Source organism: Clostridium sp. (assembly GCF_029267215.1).
Taxonomy (GTDB): Bacteria; Bacillota; Clostridia; order Clostridiales; family Clostridiaceae; genus Sarcina.
The window spans coordinates 1-25326 of the sequence record NZ_JARIDH010000026.1 but is presented as its reverse complement, the minus strand read 5'-3'; the positions used below and the strand labels follow the sequence as shown (position 1 = coordinate 25326).

At 27.9% G+C, this 25326-nt stretch carries 20 protein-coding genes and 2 pseudogenes; 20 read left to right on the top strand and 2 right to left on the bottom strand.

Annotation, left to right across the window (positions count from 1 at the left end; all coding sequences use genetic code 11):
• The first annotated feature begins 625 nt into the window (after window positions 1–625).
• Window positions 626–3703: an alpha-mannosidase gene (locus Q1K13_RS03950; RefSeq protein WP_300347855.1), complete on the top strand. Its 3078-nt coding sequence runs from the start codon at window positions 626–628 to the stop codon at window positions 3701–3703.
• 111 nt (window positions 3704–3814) lie between these two features.
• On the opposite strand, the gene Q1K13_RS03945 is transcribed toward Q1K13_RS03950, so the two are convergent.
• Window positions 3815–4231: a helix-turn-helix domain-containing protein gene (locus tag Q1K13_RS03945; protein ID WP_300347854.1), complete on the bottom strand. Its 417-nt coding sequence runs from the start codon at window positions 4229–4231 to the stop codon at window positions 3815–3817.
• Between the two features lie 265 nt (window positions 4232–4496).
• Between Q1K13_RS03945 and Q1K13_RS03940 the strand changes: the two genes are divergently transcribed.
• The 17 genes and pseudogenes from Q1K13_RS03940 (at window position 4497) to Q1K13_RS03860 (ending at window position 22172) form a co-directional block, all read left to right on the top strand.
• Complete coding sequence (locus Q1K13_RS03940) at window positions 4497–6497, top strand: beta-galactosidase trimerization domain-containing protein (RefSeq protein WP_300347853.1); 2001 nt, start codon at window positions 4497–4499, stop codon at window positions 6495–6497.
• A 199-nt stretch (window positions 6498–6696) separates the two neighbouring features.
• Entirely contained in the window at window positions 6697–7575 is an 879-nt protein-coding gene (locus tag Q1K13_RS03935; protein ID WP_300347852.1) for an ROK family protein, read from the top strand.
• Window positions 7576–7853: 278 nt separating this feature from the next.
• On the top strand, window positions 7854–8828 hold the full coding sequence (locus Q1K13_RS03930; RefSeq protein ID WP_300347851.1) for a glycosylasparaginase: 975 nt from the start codon (window positions 7854–7856) through the stop codon (window positions 8826–8828).
• 119 nt (window positions 8829–8947) lie between these two features.
• Window positions 8948–10318 carry a Sapep family Mn(2+)-dependent dipeptidase gene (locus Q1K13_RS03925; RefSeq protein WP_300347849.1) on the top strand — a complete coding sequence of 457 codons (1371 nt, stop codon included), beginning with the start codon at window positions 8948–8950 and terminating at the stop codon, window positions 10316–10318.
• 663 nt (window positions 10319–10981) lie between these two features.
• Window positions 10982–11356, top strand: coding sequence for a hypothetical protein (locus Q1K13_RS03920; RefSeq protein WP_300347848.1), 375 nt, complete (start codon window positions 10982–10984; stop codon window positions 11354–11356).
• Between the two features lie 24 nt (window positions 11357–11380).
• On the top strand, window positions 11381–11593 hold the full coding sequence (locus Q1K13_RS03915; protein ID WP_300347846.1) for a sugar diacid recognition domain-containing protein: 213 nt from the start codon (window positions 11381–11383) through the stop codon (window positions 11591–11593).
• Between the two features lie 4 nt (window positions 11594–11597).
• Window positions 11598–12123 (top strand): annotated as a pseudogene (locus Q1K13_RS03910) (cysteine hydrolase family protein).
• A gap of 440 nt (window positions 12124–12563) precedes the next feature.
• Window positions 12564–12788, top strand: coding sequence for a hypothetical protein (locus tag Q1K13_RS03905; protein ID WP_300347845.1), 225 nt, complete (start codon window positions 12564–12566; stop codon window positions 12786–12788).
• A gap of 274 nt (window positions 12789–13062) precedes the next feature.
• Window positions 13063–13971, top strand: coding sequence for a hypothetical protein (locus Q1K13_RS03900; RefSeq protein ID WP_300347844.1), 909 nt, complete (start codon window positions 13063–13065; stop codon window positions 13969–13971).
• 188 nt (window positions 13972–14159) lie between these two features.
• Window positions 14160–14783: pseudogene (locus Q1K13_RS03895) on the top strand (IS607 family transposase).
• Entirely contained in the window at window positions 14761–15885 is a 1125-nt protein-coding gene (locus Q1K13_RS03890; RefSeq protein WP_300347843.1) for an RNA-guided endonuclease InsQ/TnpB family protein, read from the top strand. Before Q1K13_RS03895 ends, Q1K13_RS03890 begins: the two are co-directional and overlap by 23 nt.
• A gap of 167 nt (window positions 15886–16052) precedes the next feature.
• Window positions 16053–17174: a glycerate kinase gene (locus tag Q1K13_RS03885; RefSeq protein ID WP_300347842.1), complete on the top strand. Its 1122-nt coding sequence runs from the start codon at window positions 16053–16055 to the stop codon at window positions 17172–17174.
• Window positions 17175–17220: 46 nt separating this feature from the next.
• Window positions 17221–17952 carry a YybI family spore inner coat protein gene (locus Q1K13_RS03880; RefSeq protein WP_300347840.1) on the top strand — a complete coding sequence of 244 codons (732 nt, stop codon included), beginning with the start codon at window positions 17221–17223 and terminating at the stop codon, window positions 17950–17952.
• A 192-nt stretch (window positions 17953–18144) separates the two neighbouring features.
• Entirely contained in the window at window positions 18145–19581 is a 1437-nt protein-coding gene (locus Q1K13_RS03875) for a DEAD/DEAH box helicase (RefSeq protein WP_300347839.1), read from the top strand.
• A 70-nt stretch (window positions 19582–19651) separates the two neighbouring features.
• Window positions 19652–19918, top strand: a complete 267-nt coding sequence (locus Q1K13_RS03870) for a hypothetical protein (protein WP_300347838.1) — start codon at window positions 19652–19654, stop codon at window positions 19916–19918.
• A 385-nt stretch (window positions 19919–20303) separates the two neighbouring features.
• Window positions 20304–21680 (top strand): MATE family efflux transporter, encoded by a 1377-nt coding sequence (locus Q1K13_RS03865; protein ID WP_300347837.1) that lies wholly within the window; start codon window positions 20304–20306, stop codon window positions 21678–21680.
• A gap of 318 nt (window positions 21681–21998) precedes the next feature.
• Window positions 21999–22172 carry a small, acid-soluble spore protein, alpha/beta type gene (locus Q1K13_RS03860; RefSeq protein WP_300347836.1) on the top strand — a complete coding sequence of 58 codons (174 nt, stop codon included), beginning with the start codon at window positions 21999–22001 and terminating at the stop codon, window positions 22170–22172.
• A 97-nt stretch (window positions 22173–22269) separates the two neighbouring features.
• Here Q1K13_RS03860 and alr read toward each other — a convergent pair whose 3' ends face one another.
• Window positions 22270–23430 (bottom strand): alanine racemase, encoded by a 1161-nt coding sequence (gene alr / locus Q1K13_RS03855; protein ID WP_300347835.1) that lies wholly within the window; start codon window positions 23428–23430, stop codon window positions 22270–22272.
• Between the two features lie 246 nt (window positions 23431–23676).
• Between alr and Q1K13_RS03850 the strand changes: the two genes are divergently transcribed.
• The gene (locus Q1K13_RS03850) at window positions 23677–24171 is read left to right on the top strand and encodes a DUF1648 domain-containing protein (protein WP_300347833.1); all 495 of its coding nucleotides are present in this window, start codon (window positions 23677–23679) and stop codon (window positions 24169–24171) included.
• A gap of 215 nt (window positions 24172–24386) precedes the next feature.
• The gene (locus Q1K13_RS03845; protein WP_300347832.1) at window positions 24387–25301 is read left to right on the top strand and encodes a hypothetical protein; all 915 of its coding nucleotides are present in this window, start codon (window positions 24387–24389) and stop codon (window positions 25299–25301) included.
• Window positions 25302–25326 lie beyond the last annotated feature (25 nt).

The window sequence follows — 25326 nt, the reverse complement described above, 5'->3', positions numbered from 1 at the left end:
TTTAGAATATAAAACTTAAAAAGGGGAAAAATTAAATTATATTATGATTTATTAAGAAGATTTTATTAAGCATTTAACTTCTTCCGCAATTAGTCTAAATAAGGCATAATAAAACTTCTTTTTAAATAAATTAATAGGTCTATTTTGACCTAAAGGTCAGAAGTGTTTTTGTTATATAAAAAATACTTCTGACTTTTAAAATTTTAAGAGGTATTATATTTTTAATTAAGTTAAATATTAAAAATTTGACACATAAAACTAATATTTATCCACTTTACACACAATCTCTCATGATATATCTTTAGAGTATGGAATACTGATAAATCTTAAAAATAAATTTTTTAGTTTGGTTATTTCTTGAAAAAGAAGTTTTAAAAGGAGTTCTTCAAAATTATCACTTAATGGGTAGTTGAAGGAGTTCTAGTAGCATAGGTTTTAAAAGGAATTATTCGAAATTATCTAGTTTATTAAGCTAATTTTAAAATAAAGTTTAAGGAATTTTAGAACTTATAATAGTTTTTATAAGTTTAGAGTGGTTTATTAAGATAACTTTAAATTTGAAATTAGTGAGGATTTATTATGTAAGATTTAGTTTAGGAGTTTAAATTTACTAAGGAGTGAAAAGATGTTATTTCAGATAAATGAATATAAAAATATTGTAAACGGTTTATGTGAAAAGCTAGAAAAGGCAATATATAGTGTTGTGGCACCATTAGATATAGATATGTACCTAACTAAGGAGCCTGTAAGTTATGAAAATAGATTAAGTGGAGAATATAAAAGAGGAAATATAGAAGAGTCTTGGGGAGAACTTTGGGACTGTGGATGGTTTAATTTTAAAGGGGAAGTGCCACCAAGTTGTGAAGGTGAAAAGATTGTTCTTTTAATAGATATAAGTGGAGAGGCTTTTATAGTAGATGAAAAGGGGGCACCAGTTAGAGGACTTACTACTTTAAATTCAGAGTTTGATTTAAGTTTAGGAATGCCTGGTAAGAGGGAAGTTCCTATGTTTGAAAAAGCTAAGGGAGGAGAAAGTATAGATATATGGGCAGATTGTGGATGTAACGATTTGTTTGGAAAATATAGAGATAATGGAGTTATAAAAGAGGCATATATTGCAACTTGTAATGAGGAAGTAAAGGCTCTTTATTATGATATAGAGGTATTACATGAACTTATGAATCAACTTCCAGAGAATAGTGCAAGGTATCATACAATTTTAAATGCTTTATATGAGGCATCAAAGGTTTTAAGTATTAAAACAGGAATGAGTGGATGTGACTTTTTAAAGGATGGAGTTGTTACTCAGCAAGAAGTTACAATCTTAAATAAAGAAGAGGTTAAAAAAGCTAGAGAAATATTAAAGAGAGAATTAGATAAAAAAGGAGGAGATCCTTCACTTTCAATTTCTGCAATTGGACATGCTCACATAGATTTAGCTTGGTTATGGCCAATAAGAGAAACTATAAGAAAAGGAGCTAGAACCTATTCAACAGTTTTAGCTAATATGGAGAAATATCCTGAGTATGTATTTGGTGCAAGCCAACCTCAGCTTTATGAGTGGATGAAGGAATATTATCCAGATTTATATATGAAAATTAAAGAGAAAATTGAAGAAGGAAGATGGGAAGCACAAGGAGGTATGTGGGTTGAGCCAGATACTAATGTTCCATCAGGAGAATCTTTAGTTAGACAATTATTATATGGAAAGAGATATTTTAGAGAAGAATTCAAAAAGGAGATGGATACTTTATGGCTTCCAGATGTATTTGGATATTCAGCAGCTCTTCCTCAAATTCTTAAAAAGAGTGGAGTAGATTATTTTATGACAATTAAGTTATCATGGAATAATCATAATAAATTCCCTCATCATACATTCCTTTGGGAAGGTTTAGATGGAAGTAGAGTTTTATCTCATATGCCACCAGAGGGGACTTATAATAGTTCTGCAGCACCAAGGGCAGTCTTTAAATCTGAGAAAGACTTCTTAGATAAGGGATTGTCAGATCAATGCTTAATGTTATTTGGAATTGGTGATGGAGGTGGTGGTCCAGGAGAAGAACACTTAGAAAGATTAAGAAGAGAAAAAAATATAAGTGGACTAGCACCTGTTAAACAAGAAGTTTCCAGTAAATTCTTTAAGAGAATAGAAAAAGATATGGATAAATATAGTGTGTGGAGTGGAGAGTTATATTTAGAAAAACATCAAGGAACTTATACAACACATGGTAAAAATAAAAAATATAATAGAAAGATGGAGATAGCTCTTAAAAACTTAGAACTTGCAGCTATGCAAGCTGAAATTTTAGGAAAAGCTAAATATCCAAAAGAAGAAATAGATAAGATTTGGAAAGAGGTTCTTTTATATCAATTCCATGATATTTTACCAGGTTCATCAATAGGAAGAGTATATGATGAGTCAGTAGAAGCTTATGAGAAAATGCTTGCTAAGGTCTTAAGAATGACTGAAAAGTTATATAGAGATATATTAGAAAGTAAAGATAAAAAAGAAGAGGGAGCTATATTAATTAACTCCTTATCATGGAATAGAGAACAATGGATTAAGCTTTATGATAGATGGACAAGAGTTAAAGTTAAATCCTTAAGTGGAGAAATTATTAAAAAAGAAGAGGTTTCTCCATATTGTGAAGTTTCAACTTTAAAGGTTTCAGAGAACAACTTAGAAAATAGTTTGATTAAGGTTGAGTTTAATGAAAATGGAACGATTTCAAGAGTTTTTGATAAGGAATTAAATAGGGAAGTTTTAAGAGATAATAAAGGAAATGAATTAAGAGTTTATGAAGATAATGGAGATGCTTGGGACTTCTCAGGTGTCTATGAAGATAGAGCATCTCAAATATTTGAGTTAGTAAAGTCAGAAGTTTTAGTTAATGGACCAAAGGCTACTATTAAACAGAGCTACAAGTATGGAAATTCTACTTTAGTTCAAGAAATAAGTATTTTAGAAGGAAGTAAGAGGATTGATTTTAAGACTAATGTAGACTGGCAAGAAAATGGAAAGATGCTTAGAACATCATTTAATACAAATGTCTATACTAGGGAAGCAAATTGTGAAATACAGTTTGGAACAATAAAGAGACCTACTCATGGTAATACTTCATGGGATATGGCTAAGGGAGAAATCTGTGCTCAAAGATGGATAGATTTATCACAGAGAGATTATGGAGTTTCATTAATAAATGATTCTAAGTATGGTCATAATGTTTCAGAAAGTAAGATTGACTTAAATCTTTTAAGAAGTCCAGGATATCCAGATCCAGAGGCTGATAGAGGAGAGCATGAATTTACTTACTGCCTATTCCCACATAAAGGTGATTATATTGAAGGAAAAGTAGTTCATGAGGCTCATGAAGTAAATGCACCAATTCAGGTTATATATAGTGAAAATCTAGGTGAAAACCTAGTTAAGGAATCAATAGTTACAATTGATTGTGAAAATGTAATAATTGATACAGTTAAGAAATCTGAAGATGGAGATGACATGATTATAAGACTATATGAGTGTCATGGAGAAGATGCTAAGGGGAAAATTAACTTAAATATTCCATATGAATCAGCAAAATTGGTTAATTTAATAGAAGATGAAATTGAAGAAGAGTTAAATAAGGAAACTATGAACCTAGAGTTTAGACCATTTGAAGTTCATACTTTAAAAGTAAAATTAAAATATGATTTAAAGTAGATTTATATAAATTTATTATGATATGAAAGTAATATGCCCTTATGAGGCTTAATAAATACCACCAGCTTAGCTGGTGGATTTTTATTTTGGTTTTAATACTTATAAAGCTTTTTAATGAGTATTATAATTAAGCTGTTTAAATTTAAGTGGGGAAATCCCAACATATTTTTTAAAAAGTCTACTGAAGTAGTAGCAGTCTAAATATCCTACCTTTTCTGAAATATCACTAATTTTTAAGTCTGTATTTAATAAAAGTTTTTTTGCTTCATTTATTCTTTTTTTAGTTATATATTCAATTAATGTTTCAGAAGTAACTTTTTTAAAGGTTGAACTTAAATGGCACGAATTAATATGAAAATTATCTGATATATATTTTAAAGTAAGACTATTAGAGGCATAGTTTTCATCTATAAATTTTTTTATATTGCATATTAAAAGATTATTTTCTGAAGAAGTATTGATGTTTTTATTTTCTTCTTTTGAGCAAGTTATAATATTTTTTGTTTTAATTAGTTGATTATCATTCATTTAAAATATCCTTTCTAAATTTCTATCTTTTATTCTGTAAAGCTTTCTTTAAATTTTTTAAGCTAAAAATAATACAAAAATACAAAATAAATCCATTTTTTTACTTTTATGTAAATGATAACATAAAAGTAAGATTAAAGAAATGATTTTTTTATTTTATAATATGAAAATTTATAGATTGAGGGTATAAAACCTCGTGGCTTTATGCCCAAGTTAGTTGAAAGTGAAAAATGAACTTCGGAATGTGGATTTAGGAGGAGAATTTATGAGTTATAAAATAAGAAGTAGACAAGTGCATTTAGATTTTCATACTAGTGGATTAATTGATGAAATTGGAAAGGATTTTAATAAGGATGAGTTTGGGAATATTCTTGAGAAAGCAAGGGTAAATTCAGTAACCTGTTTTGCTAGATGTCATCATGGATATTTATATTATGATTCAAAGGTTAATCCTGAGAGAGTACATCCTAACTTAGTAAATAAAAATCTTTTGAATGAGCAAATAGAAGCTTGTCATGAAAGGAATATAAAATGTCCAATATACTTAACTATTCAATGGGATGAATTCACTTATAGAGAGCATCCAGAGTGGGCTTGTAGAGATTTAGAAGGAAATGTTTTAAGGGGAGAAGGAGGAAAAGCAGGATTTTATGAATTCCTTTGTGTAAATAGTCCCTATAGAGAGTTTTTAAAGAATAATGTAAGAGATATATTAGAGAATTTTAAAGAGGCTGATGGATTATTTTTTGATATATTAATGCTTATGCCTTGTGCTTGTAAAAATTGTATAAAATCAATGGGAGAAAAGGGCATAGATTACACCCTTAAAGGGGAAAGACTAAAGTTTTATCAGTGTATGTTAGATGATTTTAAAAAGGAAATGAGTGATTTTATTCATGATATAAATCCTAATGTAGGTATTTTTTATAATGGATCACATATTTCACCTAGTTTAAAAAATTCATTGGATTGTTATAGCCACATAGAAATAGAGTCACTTCCAAGTGGGGGATGGGGATATATGCATTTCCCTATAACTGTTAGATATGCTAGAAACTTAGGAAAAGATTGTATGGGTATGACAGGTAAATTCCATACTTACTGGGGAGATTTTCATTCATTTAAAAATCAAGCTGCCTTAGAGTATGAGTGTTTCCATATGTTGGCTCAAAATACTAAGTGTTCAATAGGAGATCAGTTAGAACCAAATGGAAAAATATCTAAGTATGTTTATGATTTAATAGGCAAGGTTTATAGTCAAGTGGAAGCAAAAGAACCTTGGTGTGAAGAGGCTAAAGCAATTTGTGAAATAGGATTATTCACAACTGAGGAATTTATAAACTACAACGAAGAAAGACCTTTTAAACTTCAAGAATGTATTATTGGCGCAGTAAGAATGCTTCAGGAAGCTTCACTACAGTTTGATGTTATAGATAGTACTATGGATTTTTATAAGTACAAGTTATTAATACTTCCAGAAAGAATTCCTGTTAATGATGAATTTAGAAAGAAAATAGAAGACTTTGTATCTAAGGGTGGAAAAATAATTGTTGTTAATGAAGCTGCTTTAGATAAGGAGAAAAAAGAATTTAATCTTCCATTATTAAAGTTTAAATATGAAAAATTAGGGGAATTTACTCCAAGTTTTATAGTTCCAGAAGGAAAGATTGGAAAAGGGTTATACAATACAGAGTATGTAATGTATGAAGACTCACTTAAGGTAGAAGCAGAAGAGGGAGGAGAGGTTTTATCAAATATAGTAGAATCTTATTTTAATAGAACTCCTGAACATTTTTGTTCTCATCAACATTCACCAAGTAGTGGAAAGGTTTATGGACCTGCAATAATAAAAACTGAAAAGTCAGTTTACTTTGCCCATAAAATTTTTACTCAATATAATAACTATGGCTCAATATGGTGTAAAAAACTTTTACTTAATGCAGTGGATATGTTGTTAGAAGATAGATTAGTAAAACACAATGGTCCAAGCTCCTTAATTGTGACTTTTAATGAGCAAGAAAAAGAAAAGAGATATGTATTACACTTACTTCACTATATACCAGAGAGGAGAAGTCAAAGATTAGACATTATAGAAGATATAATTCCTCTATATAACTTAGAAACAGAAGTTTTAGTTAATAAGAATGTTAAAAGTGTTAAATTAGTTCCATCAAATGAAAAATTAGATTTTAAATTAGAAAATGGAAAAGTTAAATTTAAAGTTCCTAAAATAAATGGACATGAAATGGTTGAGATAAAATATTAGGATTTTATATGTTATGGAATTAAAAAATTTTTAATAATTGACATGAGATGGTTTAGATAAAATATTAAGATTTCTTTTGAAAATTCTGGACTTATTTTAAGTAAGTCTTAAGGACTAGCAAAAATAAATGCCATTTAAAAGAAAGCTAAATTTTTAAGTAATAGAGAACTATATGTGGGGAAAAGAAGGGGGAAAATTTATGAAGAATATTGTTGCTATAGATATAGGTGGAACTTATGTAAAACATGGGGTAATTAATGAATTGGGTGAAATTATAAAAATTGGGGAAAAGGTGCCAAGTAGTGACAACCTAAAGGGATTTATAAATACTTTAATTAATATAGTTAATAAATATAAAGAAAATTATTATATTGATGGAGTTTCAATAAGCACTCCAGGTTTTGTTGATTATAAAAAAGGGGTTGTTAATAACTGTACAGCTTTTAGATTCATAGAGAAGTACCCATTAAAAGAGAAACTTCAGAGAGTTTTAGAAATTCCTGTTATTATTGAAAATGATGCAAATTGTGTTGCCCTTGCAGAAAAATTTACTGGAAATGCTAGTGAATGTTCTGATTTTATTTGTTTAACAATTGGAACTGGAGTAGGTGGTGGAATTTTTCTAAATGGAAATTTAATAAGAGGAAAAGAATTTAAGGGGGGAGAGTTTTGTTATATGATAACTAAGGATGAAGAGGGATATATGACAGCTAACCAAAATTCATCAATGACAGCTCTTTCTAATATGTATTGTGATTATAAAAATTTACCAAAGGATACAATGGTTTTAGGTAAGAAGATTTTTGAGGAGGCTGAAAATGATGAAGGGCTTAGGAAGGTTATAGATAATTGGTATAAAAATATTGCTAGAACTATTCATAATATAGCTTCCATAGTGAATCCAGAGAAAGTATTAATAGGTGGAGGAATAAGTGCTAGAAAAGACTTACTAGATAAAATCTCAAAAGAACTTTATGAAATACCTTCATGGAAATATGTTAAATGTAAATTAGAAATTTGTAAGCATGAAAATAATGCAGGAATTATAGGAGCGGCATATAATTATTTTCATAGTTAATATTATTATTTTAACATTTTAGATATATTTGGATTATAACTATTTTAAAATTTAATAAAGAAATAGAGTTTTAATTTTTAATTGGAAAATTTCATTTTATAAAGTTTTAAATAAAGGCTATGTTTTAAAGCTGGGTTGATTTTAGATGAAACTTTATGACCATATTAATAAGAAGTTTAGAGTTTTATTAAAAAATATTTACTGGTTTATATGAGAGGGTAAAAATTTATATATAATAAGGGTTATTTTTATATATAGGGTATTAGGAGGAATTTTTTATGAAATATGGAATTATAACCACATGGAGAATGGGGATAGATGGCATAAAAGAAATAGAGAATGATTTAAAAGAGGGAAAGTTAGAAGCTGGAGATATGGTTGAGAAGGTTATAAATGTTGCTGAAAACTTTGAATTTTTTAAGTCAGTTGGATATGGAGGACTTCCAAATGAGCATTGTGAGGTTGAATTAGATGGGGCTTATATGGATGGAGATACTTTAGATGTGGGAGCTGTTGCCTCAGTTAAAGATTTTGCGAACCCTGTTTCAATTGCTAGAAAGCTTAGTAATAGACAAGTTAACTGTTTTTTAGTTGGACAAGGTGCTAATGAGTATGCAAAAATCAAAGGCTTTGAAGAAAAGGAAATGTTGACTGAGAGGGCAAGAGAATTTTATGAAGAGAAGAGAAAGCTTATATTAGAAGAAGGTTTAAGTCCTTATGATGGCCATGATACAATTGGGGCAGTTTCTTTAGATCAAAATGGAAAAATGGCTGTGGCAACCTCAACAAGTGGATTATTTATGAAGAAGAGAGGGAGAGTTGGTGATTCCCCTATAATAGGATCTGGATTTTATGTTGATAGTAAAATAGGAGGGGCAACAGCAACAGGTCTTGGAGAAGATTTAATGAAAGGCTGTGTTTCCTATGAAATAGTAAGACTTATGGAAGAAGGATTAACTCCTCAAGAGGCTTGTGATAAGGTTGTTATTGATTTAGATAGAAAGTTGAAAGAAAGAAGAGGAGAAGCTGGAGATTTATCAGTTGTTGCAATGAATAAAGAAGGACAATGGGGAGTTGGGACAAATATTAAAGAATTTACTTTTGCTCTTTGCACCCATAATGAGGAGCCAACAGTTTATATAACTAATTTAAAAGAGGATGGAAAGACCTTGTATGAAGTTGCCACAGAAGAATGGCTTGAGAATTATTTAAAGAGAATAAAATCACCAGTTAAAAACTTAGTAACTAACTAGGCTTACTATATAAATTCTTAGCAAAATCTAGTGATTATCAGAATATACTTGTAAGTTTTATTATTATATTTTGAGATAGCTTAACTTTCTATGAAAAATTTATATAAGAGGGGGACAATATGGATTTTAGGGAAAAAGTATTAGAATATGAAGAGGATTTTTTAAAAAATTTAAGGAGATTAGTTAGAATACCTAGTTTTGAGGGTGAAAAAGAGAGGGAGGCACCCTTTGGAATGAATCCAAGACTTGCATTAGAAGAGGCTTTGAAGATTTCAGAGGAGTTAGGTTTTAAAACTAAAAATATAGAAAATGCAATTGGATATGCAGAGTATGGAAATCATGAAAGTGAGGATTATATAGGAATAATTGGACATATTGATGTTGTTAAAGAGGGGGAAAATTGGACTTATCCTCCTTTTGATATGACAAGAGTAGGTGACAGATTATTTGGAAGGGGAGTTTTAGATAATAAAGGGCCTACATTATCAACTTTATATGCTTTGAAGATATTAAAGGATATGGATTTAAAATTAGATAGAAATGTAAGAATTATTTTTGGAACTAATGAAGAAACTGGATTTAAGGATATAAAGTATTATTTAGATAAGGAAAAACCACCAGTTATGGGATTTACTCCAGATTGTAAGTTCCCAGTAGTTTATGGAGAAAAGGGAGTAGTACAAATTAAGTTAAGTAAAAAGTTAGAGGGTTCAAATTCTAAAATATTTGAAATTAAGGGGGAGTTTGCTAATAATATTGTGCCTAGTAGTATAGAGATTGGATTTAAAAAGTGGGATTTAGAAGAATTAAAAGGGTTAAATCATCCTTCATTAAAAATAGAGGAAAGATTAGACAAAACTTCCTTAATATTTAAAGGGAAAGGGGCTCATGGCAAATCACCTGAAGAGGGAGATAATGCAATAACTTCTTTAAGCAATATATTAGCAGATAGCAAAATGGAAGAGGGAGAAGTTAAAGAGTTTTTTTCATTTGTTAATAAGGTTTTTCATGAAAAGCATTTTGGAGAGGGATGTAATTTAGAGTTTCAAGATGAGTCAGGAAAGCTTGTTATTAATCCATATAAAATGTATTTTTTAGAAAATGAAATTGGATTGGTACTTCAAATAAGATATCCAGTAGGACTTAAATATGAGGAGATATATAATAAGTTGGAATTTTTATCAAAAGAAAACAACTTAGAAATTGAAATTCTTAAAAGATTAGATTCTGTTAATATGGATAGAGAGGGAAAGCTTATTAAAACCTTAGAAAGAGTTTATGAATTTGTTACAGGAAATGATGGAAAAGCAGTTCCTACAACAGGAGGAACATATGCAAAAGTAATGCCTAATATAGTGGCTTTTGGACCTTCAATTGGAGGAATGGATGGAAATCCTCACATGGCAGATGAGTTTATAGATATTGAGGAATTAAGAATTAATATGGAGGTTTTCTGCAGGGCTATTTATGAACTAGCAAATACAAAATAAGTTTAGTAAGGATTTATAAATTTAGGTTCTGTTTTAATAGAGTGTTGATTTTAGACATAAATGTAAGATTATCTTAATAAGTTGTTTAGAGTTTATTTGAATATGGATGAATAATAGAGTTAAGAAGCCAAATTTTTTGACTAAAGTGAGTTTCTTTACTTTAGCTATTTGGAATATTTAATAGAAACTATATGTGAAATTAAGTAGGTATGAAGTCTAAAATCAACAATAGTTTAAAACAAAGCCTAAATTTAAAATAGTAAATAGGTAGTTTAAAAAAAATAATACTTATTTGCTATTTTATTAAGTAAAATGTTTTTATATAGAATCTGAATCAAGTGTTTTGTATTTATTTACATTAGGAATTTTAACTTTAGTATTGTTTCAAAATTTTACTTGAAAAATCGATTAGCATTTATAGTGACTTGTTTTAAAGATATAAAAGGATTTTTTTAATTAGAAAAGAATATATATAAGAGAAATATAGTATTATTCTGTAATATTCAAACTTAAATAGGAAGTATATTCATTTAAGGTGTAAATTCAAACTTAAAATTTTCAATTAGGCTTAAGCAGGTCTTATGGGTTAGATAAAATCAACACCTATCTAAAACAGGGCTTATTATTAAAATAAATTTAAGAGATTTTAGGAAAGGTTAATTTATGAATAGGAAAAGGTCAAAAGCCTTATTAGCATCTGTGATATTAAGTACAATATATTCATTGATATTAATAAGTTTTATTGTTTATTATAGTGGAGATAGTTTGGTAAATGAAAATGATGGAGCTAGGATAGTATCCTTATTATTTGGGATTGTGGCTATACCTCATATGTTTTTAGTTGTCATAGGAACAGTATTTAACTTGTTTGCATATTTGAAAAATAGAAGAGGCTTTGAGTTAACAACCATAATACTTTATTTAATTTCATTAATAATTTTTCCAATTGGGGTATTGTTTGTTTTACCGAGTTTTATATTCAGCATAATAGGATATTTCAATATTAAGAAATTAAATGGTGAAACTTACACTGGTTAATAGTGTAAATTGAGGATGTTTTTATTGAATGGTACGGAGGTAATACAGATAGGACTATTTAAATTTAGAGAGAAGGTTATAGGTGTTATAGGTATAACTGGTAACCCTAATGATGTAAGACAATTTACTCAATTGGTTACAGTTACAGCAGAACTTTTAATAAATAAAGAATATACTTTAAATAAACATGTATTAAATCTTGGAATAGATATTTCAAATATAATAATGGAGGCGTAAATAAATGGTTTTATTAGTCGTTGATACACAAAAATTATTGGTAAATAGTAAATTGCATAATTTTGAGAGATTTATTACAAATATTAGGAGGTTAATTGATGTAGCAAGGAAAAATAAGATTGAGGTATTATATGTAGTACATGATGATGGAGTAGAAAGTAATTTAACAAAAGGAAAGGATGGATTTGAAATTTACGAAGAATTTAAGCCTATGGAACAAGAAAAGGTTTTTGTGAAAAGTGTAAATAGTTCATTTAGAGGAACTGGATTGTTAGAATATTTATAGAGAAAAGGGTGAAAAAGATATAATTGTTGTTGGACTTCAAACTGATAAATGTATTGATGCTACCATAAAGTGTGGGTTTGAATATAGACTTAATATGATTGTACCAAGCTATGCTAATTCAACTGTTGATAATGACTTCTTTAGTGGAGAGCAAAGTTATAAGTATTATAATGAATTTATATGGAATGATAGATATGCTAAATGTATGCCTATTAATAAAGTATTTGATATTTTGGAAGGCTAAATGGAGTATATTAATTAATAATTTTAATATATTACAAAATGAAAATTATATATTAAATTACTTGAAATACCGTATTGTTAAAAAGTTAATATACTGTATTTTTTATTTAAATTTATATAACAAGATATGTGGTATATATGATAAACAATAAAATAAGTTTTTTTGATAAATCAAAAATAAAGTTACTGTAAAATGGGATAATGCTCCATCATTTATTAACTAAAAATGGCGTGTGGGAAGTTTTTTATAAATAAAGAATTATTACCTAAACATACAAAATTAGATTATCATGAATGTTATGCAAAAATAGTACTTGAAGAGATTTGTACAAATGAGTTTAATGAGTTAGAAATTTCAGATAAGTCAGATATTCAATCTATTGAAAAAAAGTCAAGGAAAGGAAAGAAAAGATCATAAGGATATATTAAAGGAGTGAAAATATGGAATTGAATGATTTAAAATATCAAAGTGAAACTGATGATATAAAATTTAATTACAAAAATAAAGAATATGTTATTTGTTTACTTAGAGGTAAATATTATTCCGGTGAAGCTGGAAATGATAAAGACGATAACTCATTTGATTCATTTGAAGATATGGCTGATAAATGGATTATACAAGGTAAATCATTAAAGGATGTAGTAAAAGATATAGAAGTAATATAGAGCACTTACTTATATAAATAGCAGTTTTTTTATTATACCTAAATTTAATGAAAGATAGTTATAAATTTAAGAAATAAAATATATTCCTGTAGTACTATTAAATAATAATTATAGTCTTATTATTTAAATTGTAATTTTGTAAAATCAATATATAATGTTGCAGAGGTGATTATATGGGGACTCTTTTAGAAAAATATAATGTAAAAGAATATAATATAACTGAAGAAATGGACAGGTTAGACATTGGTTTAAAAGAAAATCAAAGGTGTAAATTTTGCAAAAAAATAAAGGTGAAAAAGTGGAAGTTAATGGAAAAGGAGTACAGGTTAAATTTAAAAAAATTGCACATGCAATACCACAGTTGATTGGAAATAATAGGGTTTTTTCAAATGAAGAATGTGATATTTGCAATCAGTATTTTAGTACTCTTGAAAATGATTTAGGAAATTTTATAATTCCTATCAGAAGTATATTTGATATAAAAGGTAAGAGAGGGAATAAATATAAAAATAATCAATTGGAAATAATAAATAATAATGATAGAATCGAAATTAATGAATCTAAAAAGTTGTATAACATCGAAAAATGCTTTAAGTTTGATATTTATAATAAAAATGCTATACTTGAGCTAAAAACTTATAAATTTATACCGAGCAATGTGTATAAGACTTTTGTAAAAATGGCATTATCTTTAGCAACAGAATCAATATGTAAAAGATTAGATTTATATAATCAATATTTAATGAATAATAATATAGAAAAAATACCTAATATGTTTCTTCATATTTTTTATATTCCTGGAATGAATAAAAATAAGAAGTTAGTGGTTAAGCACATGATACGAAAAGATAGTGATGAAAGGTATCCGTTAATAATATTATCTATTAGAATGGCAGCAATTCAATTTACAGTTTATTTATATGAAAAAAATTATTACCCTATGATTAAGAAGGCTATTAGTATTTTTCCAGAAATAGATATGTTTCAATATTTAAATGGATTATTCCCAGAAGATTTAGGTATACAAAGTTTTGAAGGAAATCAAAAAGTTAGCGCTACGTTGAAAATACCATTTAAATATGAAAAAATGAGGATACTTAATTTAAAGGGAGTAGATTATGACCAAATAAAGAATATGAGTATAGAAGAAATTCTTGAATTTCAGGAGAAAAGAACGTCTTAGAAATAAGTACCTATATTAGACCTGTAAAAGCGTAAATATAGGTGGTATTCTAAAGTAGAGATTTTTATTAGATTTAAATTTAAAATGTATTAAGAAAAATTTAGGAGGTAACTAACAGTTAATATTAATATATAAATACCTATAAAAATATAGTTGTTATTTATAGATTGTGATACAACTTTATTGAGGTGATAAATTATGAATTATTACTCAATAGGAGAATAGGTAAAACAGTTCAAACTCTTAGGAATTAGGACAAAAACGGAACATTAAAACCATCACATGTAACATCTGGTGGTACAAGATATTATTCTCAAGAACAACTTAATCAATTTTTAGGTTTAAAGTCAAGAACTAAGTTAAATAAAAAAACTATTGGATATTGTAGAGTTAGTTCTCACAAACAAAAAGATGACTTAGAAAGACAAATTGAAAATGTTAAAACATATATGTATACTAAAGGTTATCAATTTGAAATCATAATAGATATAGGAAGTGGAATTAACTTCAATAAAAAAGGATTAAATCAATTAATAGATATGATAACTAATTCATAAGTAGATAAAATAGTAGTCCTGTACAAAGATAGGTTAATTAGATTTGGATATGAATTAATAGAAAATCTTTGTGAAAAATATGGAACTACAATTGAAATCATTGATAATACTGAAAAAACAGAAGAACAAGAATTAGTAGAAGATTTAATTCAAATAGTTACAGTATTTAGTTGTAGACTTCAAGAGAAAAGGGCAAATAAGGTTAAGAAAATGATTAAGGAGTTAGTAGAGGATGATACTTGCGAAGAAAGTTAGATTATATCCAAGTGAGATACAAGAACAAAAATTGTGGCAATCAGTTGGTACTGCAAGATTTATTTATAATTGGACACTTGCAAAACAAGAAGAAAATTATAAAAATGGTGGCAAATTTATATCTGATGGAATTCTTAGAAAAGAACTAACTCAACTAAAGAAAAATAAGCTAACTTGGTTAAATGAAGTATCTAATAACGTATCTAAACAAGCCGTTAAAGATGCTTGTAATGCCTATAAAAGATTCTTCAAAGGATTATCAGATAAACCAAAATTTAAGAGCAGACGAAAAAGTAAAAAATCTTTCTACAATGATAATTGTAAGTTAAAAGTTAAAGAAGGAAAATTAGTTAATATTGAAAAAGTTGGTTGGATAAAAACCAATGAACAACTACCAATTGGAGTTAAGCATAGCAATCCAAGAATAAGTTACGATAATAAGTATTGGTACATTTCAGTAGGTATAGAACAAGAAGAAATTAAAGAAGAACTAACAGATGTATCATTAGGTATAGATTTAGGTTTAAAAGATTTAGCAATCTGTTCTGATGGTACAGTTTATAAGAATATAAATAAAATTTATTTAGTTAAAAAAATCGAAAAGAGATTAAAAAGACTACAAAGGCAAGTAAGTAGAAAGTATGAACAAAATAAAAAAGGAAAGGAGTATGTCAAAACTAAAAATATTATAAAACTTGAAAAGCAGATACAACAAACACATAGAAGATTGGCGAATATAAGAAATAACTATCTTCATCAAACTACAACAAGTATAGTGAAAACCAAGCCATACAGAGTTGTAATAGAAGATTTAAATGTTAAAGGGATGATGAAAAATAAACATTTATCGGAAGCTATAAGAAAACAAGGTTTCTATGAGTTTAAAAGACAACTTGAATATAAGTGTAAATTTAGAGGAATTGAGTTAGTAGTCGCAGATAGATTTTATCCATCATCAAAAACTTGTAGTAGTTGTGGAGCTATTAAGAAAGATTTAAAGCTAAAAGACAGAGTTTATCAATGTTCTTGTGGACTAAAGATAGATAGAGATTTTAATGCTTCAATAAATCTTTCAAGATATAAATTAGCACAATATCACTAACAAGATAATGCTAATATGTAGGATGCGTTGTATCCGAATTTACGCCCTGGGAGAGTTGTATCAAAGGAAAGTAGATTGCTATTTATAGTTTTCAAAATCTGACTCGTAGAATAGGGAATCAAACAAGATTTATAGATATTTATAGATTTTTGGCAACGGAAATACGTATGAAGTTTGTATTAGCACCAGATTCATTTAAAGAAAGTATGACATCTATGGAAGCTTGTAAGGCTATGGAGAGAGGAATAAGAAAGGTTTTTTATGATGCAGAGTGTGTAAAAGTTCCTATGGCAGATGGTGGAGAGGGAACTTTGGAAGCCTTAGTCCATGCAACAGGTGGAAAAGTAGAGGGAATCATGGTTACAGCCCCTTTAGGAAATAAGGTTGAAGCTTTTTATGGAATACTTGGAAATGGAAAAACTGGAGTTATAGAGATGGCCAGTGCTTCTGGTATTCAACTTGTTAAAAGAGAGGATAGAAATCCTTTAGTTACAACAACTTTTGGAACAGGAGAATTAATTAAAAAGGTTTTAGATGAAGGAATAAAGCATTTAGTTATAGGAATTGGTGGAAGTGCAACTAATGATGGAGGAGCTGGAATGCTTCAAGCCTTAGGAGGGAAACTTCTAGATAAGGATGGAAATCAAATTTCTTTTGGAGGAGGAGCTTTAGAAAATATAGAGAGCATTGATTTAAGTTCTTTAGATGAAAGATTAAAGTCTATTTCAATAGAGGTTGCCTGTGATGTTACTAATCCTTTAGCTGGAAAAAATGGAGCTTCAGCCATCTTTGGACCTCAAAAAGGAGCTACAGAGGAAATGGTTAAAAAGTTATATTCAAACTTATCTCACTATGCTTCAATAATAAAAAGAGATTTAGGAAAAGAAGTTTCTAATATAGAAGGAGCAGGGGCAGCAGGTGGATTAGGAGCAGCTTTATTAATCCTTGGAGGAGAATTAAAAAGAGGGATAGAGATTGTTATAAAACATACAGAATTGGAAGAAAAGATTAAGGGGGCTGACTTTGTATTTACTGGAGAGGGAAGTATAGACAGTCAAACTATTTATGGAAAAACGCCTATGGGAGTTGCAAGCATAGCTAAAAAAGAAGGAGTTAAAACTTTAGCTTTTGCAGGAAAATTAGGAGATGGAGTAGAGGGTCTTTATGACATAGGAATAAATAGTATTTTTAGCATAATGACTGGGGTTTCATCCTTAGATGAGGCTTTAAAAAATGGAGAGAAAAATTTAGAAATAACAACTGAGAATGTAGTTAGACTCTTAAAATAATTTACATAGACTATAGGGAGTAGTAATTTAATAGAGAGTGATTTTTTTGAGTGATTCTATTTATAGAGAGGTTTTAGGTGAAAAAGAAGGGTATGTAGAAAATAAAGTTAATAAGAATAAGGTTTTATTGACTGGGAGGAAGCCTTTTCAAAACAGTTTATTTATTGATAAAGTGAAATTAGAGATTTATGGAGTAAATAAAAATGAGAATTTAGAGGTTTCTGTTCCTTATAGTGGATATTATTTTCAACTTTTTCTAGGTGATTTTAATAATGATGGATTAGATGAAATACTTATTAGAGGGAGTAAGATAAGAAGTGGGGGAGGAGCTATAGGGCTTGTTTATGCTTTTATTGATGGAAGGTTAAAAAGCATATTTAATCAAGAGGAGTTTAATACAAAATATGAGTATTCAGGTAAATACTTAGAAGATTATAAAGTATTTATTAAATCTGAAAACTTAGATAAAAAGTTTATAATTGATATATCTTTGAAGGCTAGACCTTATTTAAACCTTTTGTATCATAGTAATGGGAAACTTAAGGAAGAAAAATCTATTACAGTATCTCATATGAAAAGTATATATCCTGTTAAACCTATGTATTTTGATAAATATGAACTTATAATTCTACAATCCATAAATGGGGTTTCTGATGTTGATAATTTAGGGATGGTTCAAATTATTTTTAACCTTATAAATAATAGGTTTAATATAACTAAAATAGGTGTGACTAGTTATTTGGATGTAGGTGATTTTTTTAGTTTAATAGAGGAATAAATTAAAATAGACTGTGTTTTAAGAATTTGATTTAAATGGGAGATTTATTTTTAAATTCTTAAAGTATGGTCTATTATTATATATTTTTTATGATTGATGGTATAATGGGATGAAAACTATAAATAGTTTTTATTATATAAAAAAAGGAGGAATGTTACTTTAAAATATTTAATTTTGAGTAGCAGTTAATATATGAATTTTAATGAATTGAATTTAAGTGAAGATATTTTAAAAGCACTTAATAATCTAGGATATAAAAAACCATCAGAGGTACAAGAAGCCTCAATTCCAAGATTATTAAATGGAGAGGATGTAGTTATTAAATCACAGACTGGAAGTGGGAAAACAGCAAGTTTTGGTATCCCTGTATGTGAGAAAATAGATATAGAAGAAAAAAAGGTACAATGCTTAGTTTTAACACCAACTAGAGAGCTGGCAATTCAGGTTAAGGATGAATTATCAAATATAGGTAGATTAAAAAAGGTTAGATGTACGGCTATATTTGGAAAGCAACCTTTTAATGAACAGGTTAGAGAACTTAAGCAAAGAGTTCATGTGGTAGTTGGTACTCCAGGAAGAGTATTTGACCATATGGAAAGAGGAACTTTAGATTTAAGTGGAGTAAACTATGTGGTTATAGATGAAGCTGATAAAATGCTTTCTATGGGATTTATTGACCAGATTAAAGATATTTTAGGAGAATTAAGATTAAATAAGACAACTGCCTTATTTTCAGCTACTTTCCCTAAGGAGATTGAGGAAGTTTGTGAAGAGTATATGAGAAATCCAGTTTCTTTAGAGATTAAATCAAAGGTCTTTAATAGGGATAGAATTTCTGAAAGTGTAATAGAGATAGAGGAAAAGAATAAGTCTAAAGCTTTATGGAAGTGTTTATATGCATATCATCCAGAAAGTGCCATAGTTTTCTGTAACACAAGAAATAAGGTTAAATCTGTTTATAAAATGCTTAAGGAAGAGGGAATAACTTGTAATGAGCTTCATGGAGATATGGATCAAAAGAAACGTATTGAAGTTATGGAGAATTTTAGAGATAAGCATTTTAAGGTATTAGTTTGTACAGATATTGCAGCTAGAGGAATTCATGTGGATAGTATAGAGCTTGTTATAAATTATGAAGTTCCAATGGAAATGGAAAGCTATGTCCATAGAATAGGAAGAACAGGAAGAGCAGGAAAAGATGGAAAGGCTATTACCTTTTCAAATCATTATGAGAAAAAATTCTTAGAGGCTGTGGAAGAGTATATTGGATATGAAATAAAAAAGGCTTCATTACCTAGTGAGGAAGAAGTTAAGAGTGGAAGAAAAATATTTAAAGATGATCAAAGACTTAAGCAGAAAGAAAGTAGAAAACCTAAAAAAGAAGTACATAGTGATATAGTAAAAATACATATTAATGGTGGAAAGAAAAAGAAAATAAGAGCCTTTGATATTGTTGGATGTTTCAGTCATTTAGAAGGATTAACAGGGGATGATATTGGAATAATAGATGTTCAAGATGGTTTCTCATATGTTGATATATTAAATGGAAAAGGAAACTCAATTCTTAGAAAGTTTAAGGAAGTTAAGATAAAAGGAAAAGTGGTTAAAATTCAAAGAGCCAAAAAGTAAGATTAAAATTTAAGTTTTGCAAAACTAGCTTTAGAAAGAAGTAGGTTGCTAAAAGAATTCTTGTGGATTTATGCCAAAGGTAGTTCAATTAATACCTGCATATATGGATGTAATTGACACTTTTGAATATATGAATACATATGCACCTCATAAAACATATAACTCAGAAACAAATGATGTGTATATATTAGCTTTTGTTAAGTATTCAGATAAGCTTAAAAAGAATAAGCTTATAGAATACACTTATCTTCCATCAGATTTTATTGATTTTGAAACCTTAAAATTCTTAGAAACTAAAGAGGGAATTTATAAATTTAAGAATGGAAATTTAGTTTGATTTAAATAATATTGGCCTAAAGCTTAGTAATAAGCTTTAGGCTTTTTTCTATTTTTAGAAACAACTTTTTAAGATTGGACTCTGTTTTAAGTACGTATTTATTTTAGCTAGCTCTTTAGATTATTAATATGTAAGATAAACACTAATTTGAAAAATAGCTTAAGATTTAAAATAGGTTGTTCTTATTGTGAACAATAGGAGGGAATTTTTAATACATTGTTAAATTAAAGTATGTATTTTAACATGAGGGCGGGTGCTATAATGTACAGTGAATTTTTAAGAGGGACAGGTAGATTTTTAGCAAATTCATTGTATTCTCAAGTGTTGAAAAGAGCAATGTTTATTTAACTTAACAGATCGAAATTATTAAAAGGGGGAAAAGTTTATGCTTGTAACAAGGGATAAGAAATTTTATAGGTTATTAATTGGGATAGCGCTTCCTATTGCTGTTCAAAACTTAATAACATTTATGGTAAGTATGGTAGATACAATGATGGTTGGAGCTTTAGGGGAAACTCAACTTTCTGCAGTAGCCATAGCTAACAATTTATTTTTTATACTTACTATTTTAATATTTGGATTGGCAGGCGGATCTAATATTATGATTTCTCAGTATTGGGGAAAGGGGAATGTTAAAACTATTCATAAAATTTTAGCCATAATGTATAGGTTTTGCTTAGTCATAACAGGGGTATTTATTTTTATAGCTTTAATATTACCTAAGTATTTTATAGGGATTTTTACAACGGATTTAGAGGTAATAGAATTAGGAGTTAGTTATTTAAGAATAGTTAGCATTGGTTATTTATTTTACTCAATAACAAATTGTACAATAATGATGCTTCGTTCAGTTAAGACTGTTAGAATATCCATGGTAATTTATACTGCATCTTTATTGGTTAATGCAGTATTAAACTGGATCTTAATATTTGGAAAGTTTGGAGTGCCAGTGCTTGGTATAAAAGGGGCAGCAATTGCAACTGTTTGTGCTAGAATAATAGAGTTTTTAATAATTTTAATATTTATGCTTTTATATGAAAGAAAGATTTGTTTGAAATTTACGCATTTATTAAAATTTGATAAATTAATTTTAAATGATTATGTAAGAGTGGTTTCTCCAGTTTTATTTAATGAGTTGCTTTGGTCAACTGGGGCATCAATGATTTCTGTAGTAGTTGGAAGAATGGGGACAGATGTTGTTGCTGCCAATAGTATAAATACAGTAGCACATCAATTTGTAACAGTATTTATATTTGGTATGTCTAATGCAACTGCTGTTATTATAGGAAATACCATAGGACAAGGGAAAAAAGAAAAAGCCAAGGAGTATGCAAAGAGTATAGGTGTATTTGCCTTTATCATGGGGATTGTTGCAAGCCTTTTAATAAATTTAATAAAAGGTAGCATTGTTAACTTTTATAATGTTTCAGAAGGAACTAAGGTGATTGCATTACAAATAATGACTGTGACTTCAATAATAATAATATTTCAATCACTTGGTTCAAATTTTATGATGGGAGTGTTAAGAGGTGGCGGTGATGCTAAGTTTGTATTAATAAATGACATTATATTTATGTGGCTTGTGGCAATTCCAGGTGGATTTTTTGCAGCCTTTTTATTAAAGCTTCCAGTAGCCATAGTTTTCTTAGTTATAAAATGTGATGAAATATTAAAATCTTTAGTAAGCATAGTGAGAGTAGTTAGTGGAAAATGGGTTAATGATATAACAAAGGATTATGAACTTGAAGAAGTTAAGATTTAAATACAATTTAGTTACTATGCTTTTGAACTAAAGATGGTTAGCCTTTTTTACTTTTATTAAGATTTTAATAAAAGTTAGATACTATGAAGTTTATAGGATATATTTTAAAATCTTTTTATAAAGAACTTATTTAAAATTAAATTGGAAAGAGTGGAAAGTTATTTTAGTATATATAAGTGAGTTTTGTTAAATACTACTTAGGACAGAATGATCTTAAAAGACATATGGGATTTTACTAATAGTAAGAAATTACCCCATATTCTATAAGTGGTGAGTAGTTCACAAATCTGTTTAGAAATTTTGAAAGGTGTGTTTAGCTTGGCTCACAAAAATAATAAAAACAGCAAAGAAAATAAAAAAGCTGGTCAAAAAACTAAAAAAGAGTTAGAAAAAATGAAGAATGAAACAGCCAATGAGATTGGATATTCTAAAGAATCTAGAAAGCTTGGAAAGAATAAGACTAGAGAAAATCCATATATGGGACCACAATAATAATTTTAAGCATCAAAATTATTATATATAATTGATAAAAAAACAGTAAAGACTTAAAATTCTTAACTAAAAGAATTTTAAGTCTTTATTTATCTTATTAAATGTAGTTTCTAACCTTAATTATTTCATTATTTTTTTTGTATATTCTAGGAACTCTATGACTTATCATGCATAGTATTTCATAGTTTATTGTTCCCATTATTTCTGCCATGTCATTTGCATCAAATTTTACTCCATCTTCTTCTCCAAGAAGAATTACTTCATCACCTGTTTTTATATTATCTATATGAGTTACATCAACCATGCATTGATCCATACAAATTCTTCCTATAACATTTGCAAATTGACCATTTATTATAACCTTAGCTTTTCCACTAAGAAGTCTTGAATATCCATCAGCATATCCAATTGGAAGTGTAGCTATTTTGCTTTTTTTCTCAGTTTTGTGGGTTCTTCCATAACTTACATACATATCCTTGTCTAATTCTTTAACATAGGCAACGGTTGTTTTTAATGTTAAAGCTGGAGTAAGTTTTAAGTTTTCTTTTTTTACTTCTTCTGATGGGTAATATCCATAAGAAATTATTCCGCATCTAACCCCGTCTAAGTATGTTTCAGGAAGGTCTAAAATGGCACCACTATTTGAAGCGTGTTTTAGAGGAATATTTACTCCATTTTTTTCTAGTTTTTCATTGAATGCTTTTAATTTTGAAAATTGTTCAAAAGTGTAAGTTTTATCTTCTTCATCTGAAGTTGAGAAGTGAGTAAATAATCCAACAACTTCTATTCCAGGTAATTTGCATATTTCTAAGACTTTTTCTAGGCTATCATCATTTGGAAGGAATCCTATTCTTCCCATACCAGTATCTAAAGCAATGTGAATTTTAGCTTTTTTTCCTAAGCTTTCAGCAAGATGAGATAATTCTTTTGCATATTCTAAATCATATACGGTTTGTTCTATTTGATTATCTATTAAATCCTCTCCAAAGCTAAGAGGGGTGTATCCTAAAATCATGATTGGAGCTTTTATTCCAGAATTTCTAAGTTCATCAGCCTCAGTTATTATGGCAACTGCAAGTTTTGAAGCTCCATTTTCTAATAAAACAGGGGCAACATCTAAGGCACCATGACCATAAGCATTAGCCTTAACAACTGCTATTATTTCTTTATCTCCAACTAAGTTTTTAATTTCTTTCATGTTATTTTTTATTGCATCTAAGTTTATTTCAGCCCATACAGGTCTAACACATATATTCATATCTATTTAAACACCTCAAGTAATTTTTCGTTAATATTGAATTTCTATAATACTATTATAAGATATTTTAACATAAAATTAAGAACCACCCTAATATGAATTTTTAAAGGTGGTGGTTACATTTAAGACAAAAATAAGTTTTTTTCTTGTAATGGTATTTAGGAAAATCCTTTATTATAATATAGTTGAAAGTATTTTTATGAAAAGTTAATATTTAGATAAATACAATTTGTAGGAGGGGTTTCTATGAGTAAGTGGAAATGCAGTGAAGAGAATAAAAAATTTAATAAATTCTTTGATATTTTAAACTTAGCTACTATTATTATAGTAACTTTAGTAACAATTAAGTTTTGGAGTATATTACCAGGGAAAATTCCATCTCATTATGGATTAAATGGAAATGTAGATGCTTATGGATCAAAAAACACTGTATTTATAATAATTCCTTTTATGATAGGTTTATACTTATTATTTAGATTTGCAGCCAATAGACCTTATATTGGTAATTATACTGTGAAAATAACTCCATTAAATAGAGATAATCAATATAATTTGGTTTCAAAATTTTTAAGAGTATTTTGTTTTGAGATGTTAATTTTATTTACTTATGTTCAGTTTAATATAATTTATTCAACAGTTACTAAAAATGGCCATATATCATTAATATTTATTCCTTTTATTCTTTTTATTTTAATTTTAAGTACGGTTATTTATGTTAAAAAATCTAAGGCCTTAAAATAGATTTTAAAATTTAATGGATAAAAGGAGTATGATTTGTATTAATATTAAGGGGAGTCAAGAAACTTTTGAATTTCAAAAGTATAATAATTATTTATAAAAGTATTGTTTTTATATGAGGGGATTTAGAAAATGAAAAACATAAAAGAATTAAATCATTAGTTCATAATATTAGAAAATTTAATTTTAAAAATACATATGTTTGAAAGGAATAACTAATGAAGAAAAAGAATAAATTATCGCCAATTATTAAAGTTTTAAGTATAATGTTACTGTTAAGTGCCATACTTCTATGTTTTAAGATATCAGGAAAAAGACTTAGTCCAATTAAAATGGAAAATACTAAGGATTTAGAAACTAAATTTCCATATAGTATAGAAATAGATAACTATAAAGTAGAAATAAACAAGCCTAAATTATTCAATCATTATGTTCTTTTTGATTATAATGTTGAGACAAAGGATGGTTCACCTATAGAAGAAGGAGATTTTAATATTACCGGTAGTGTTAAATTTCCTAATAAAGCATATTTTATATCTTCTGATAACATATTAAATGAAATTAATAACAATAAAATGCATATTGTTAATGTCGGGATTATTGTAGCTAGAGAAAATTATGATTTATACGTAAAAAATCCTAGTTTTCTAGTAAATGCAAGAGAAAAAGGTAGTAGCAAATCGCCTTATAAAGAAAAAAGAATAGATAAAAGGATAGAAACTAAAGGAATAATTTATCCAACTAAAGAAAACTATAAAGAAATAAATAAAACAATTAAATTAGATAACATTGATTTTAATATTTTAAGTTTAGGAAATTTTGATTTTGGATCATTTATACCTATTTTTGTAGGCAATATAAGTCATGAACAAAGTGAAGAAATAAGTAATAAATATGCTATTAGGATTAAAAGTGAAAATTTAAATCAAATTTATAATTTAGAAAAATGGACTGGATTTTATGAGCAAGCTATAAAACAATATAGTAGAATAGATTCTAGTTATAATAAAAATTCTAAATATGATCAATTTTATATGGCAAAACTTCTTTATAATCCTAAAGAAGTGAATAAAGATAATCTGGAAATATATCTTGTTAATAAAAATACTAATGAAGAAGTTAAAATAAATTAATATACTAATAATTTAAAAGGTTCGC

Bases quoted from the DNA above. Each gene is read 5' to 3' on its own strand.
- Q1K13_RS03850 (WP_300347833.1), top strand. From the start codon at position 23,677: ATGAGTAAGTGGAAATGCAGTGAAGAGAATAAAAAATTTAATAAATTC.
- Q1K13_RS03845 (WP_300347832.1), top strand. From the start codon at position 24,387: ATGAAGAAAAAGAATAAATTATCGCCAATTATTAAAGTTTTAAGTATA.
- Q1K13_RS03945 (WP_300347854.1), bottom strand. From the start codon at position 4,231: ATGAATGATAATCAACTAATTAAAACAAAAAATATTATAACTTGCTCA.
- Q1K13_RS03890 (WP_300347843.1), top strand. From the start codon at position 14,761: ATGATACTTGCGAAGAAAGTTAGATTATATCCAAGTGAGATACAAGAA.
- Q1K13_RS03865 (WP_300347837.1), top strand. From the start codon at position 20,304: ATGCTTGTAACAAGGGATAAGAAATTTTATAGGTTATTAATTGGGATA.
- Q1K13_RS03875 (WP_300347839.1), top strand. From the start codon at position 18,145: ATGAATTTTAATGAATTGAATTTAAGTGAAGATATTTTAAAAGCACTT.
- alr (WP_300347835.1), bottom strand. From the start codon at position 23,430: ATGAATATATGTGTTAGACCTGTATGGGCTGAAATAAACTTAGATGCA.
- Q1K13_RS03925 (WP_300347849.1), top strand. From the start codon at position 8,948: ATGGATTTTAGGGAAAAAGTATTAGAATATGAAGAGGATTTTTTAAAA.
- Q1K13_RS03935 (WP_300347852.1), top strand. From the start codon at position 6,697: ATGAAGAATATTGTTGCTATAGATATAGGTGGAACTTATGTAAAACAT.
- Q1K13_RS03920 (WP_300347848.1), top strand. From the start codon at position 10,982: ATGAATAGGAAAAGGTCAAAAGCCTTATTAGCATCTGTGATATTAAGT.
- Q1K13_RS03885 (WP_300347842.1), top strand. From the start codon at position 16,053: ATGAAGTTTGTATTAGCACCAGATTCATTTAAAGAAAGTATGACATCT.
- Q1K13_RS03940 (WP_300347853.1), top strand. From the start codon at position 4,497: ATGAGTTATAAAATAAGAAGTAGACAAGTGCATTTAGATTTTCATACT.
- Q1K13_RS03870 (WP_300347838.1), top strand. From the start codon at position 19,652: ATGCCAAAGGTAGTTCAATTAATACCTGCATATATGGATGTAATTGAC.
- Q1K13_RS03905 (WP_300347845.1), top strand. From the start codon at position 12,564: ATGGAATTGAATGATTTAAAATATCAAAGTGAAACTGATGATATAAAA.
- Q1K13_RS03950 (WP_300347855.1), top strand. From the start codon at position 626: ATGTTATTTCAGATAAATGAATATAAAAATATTGTAAACGGTTTATGT.
- Q1K13_RS03930 (WP_300347851.1), top strand. From the start codon at position 7,854: ATGAAATATGGAATTATAACCACATGGAGAATGGGGATAGATGGCATA.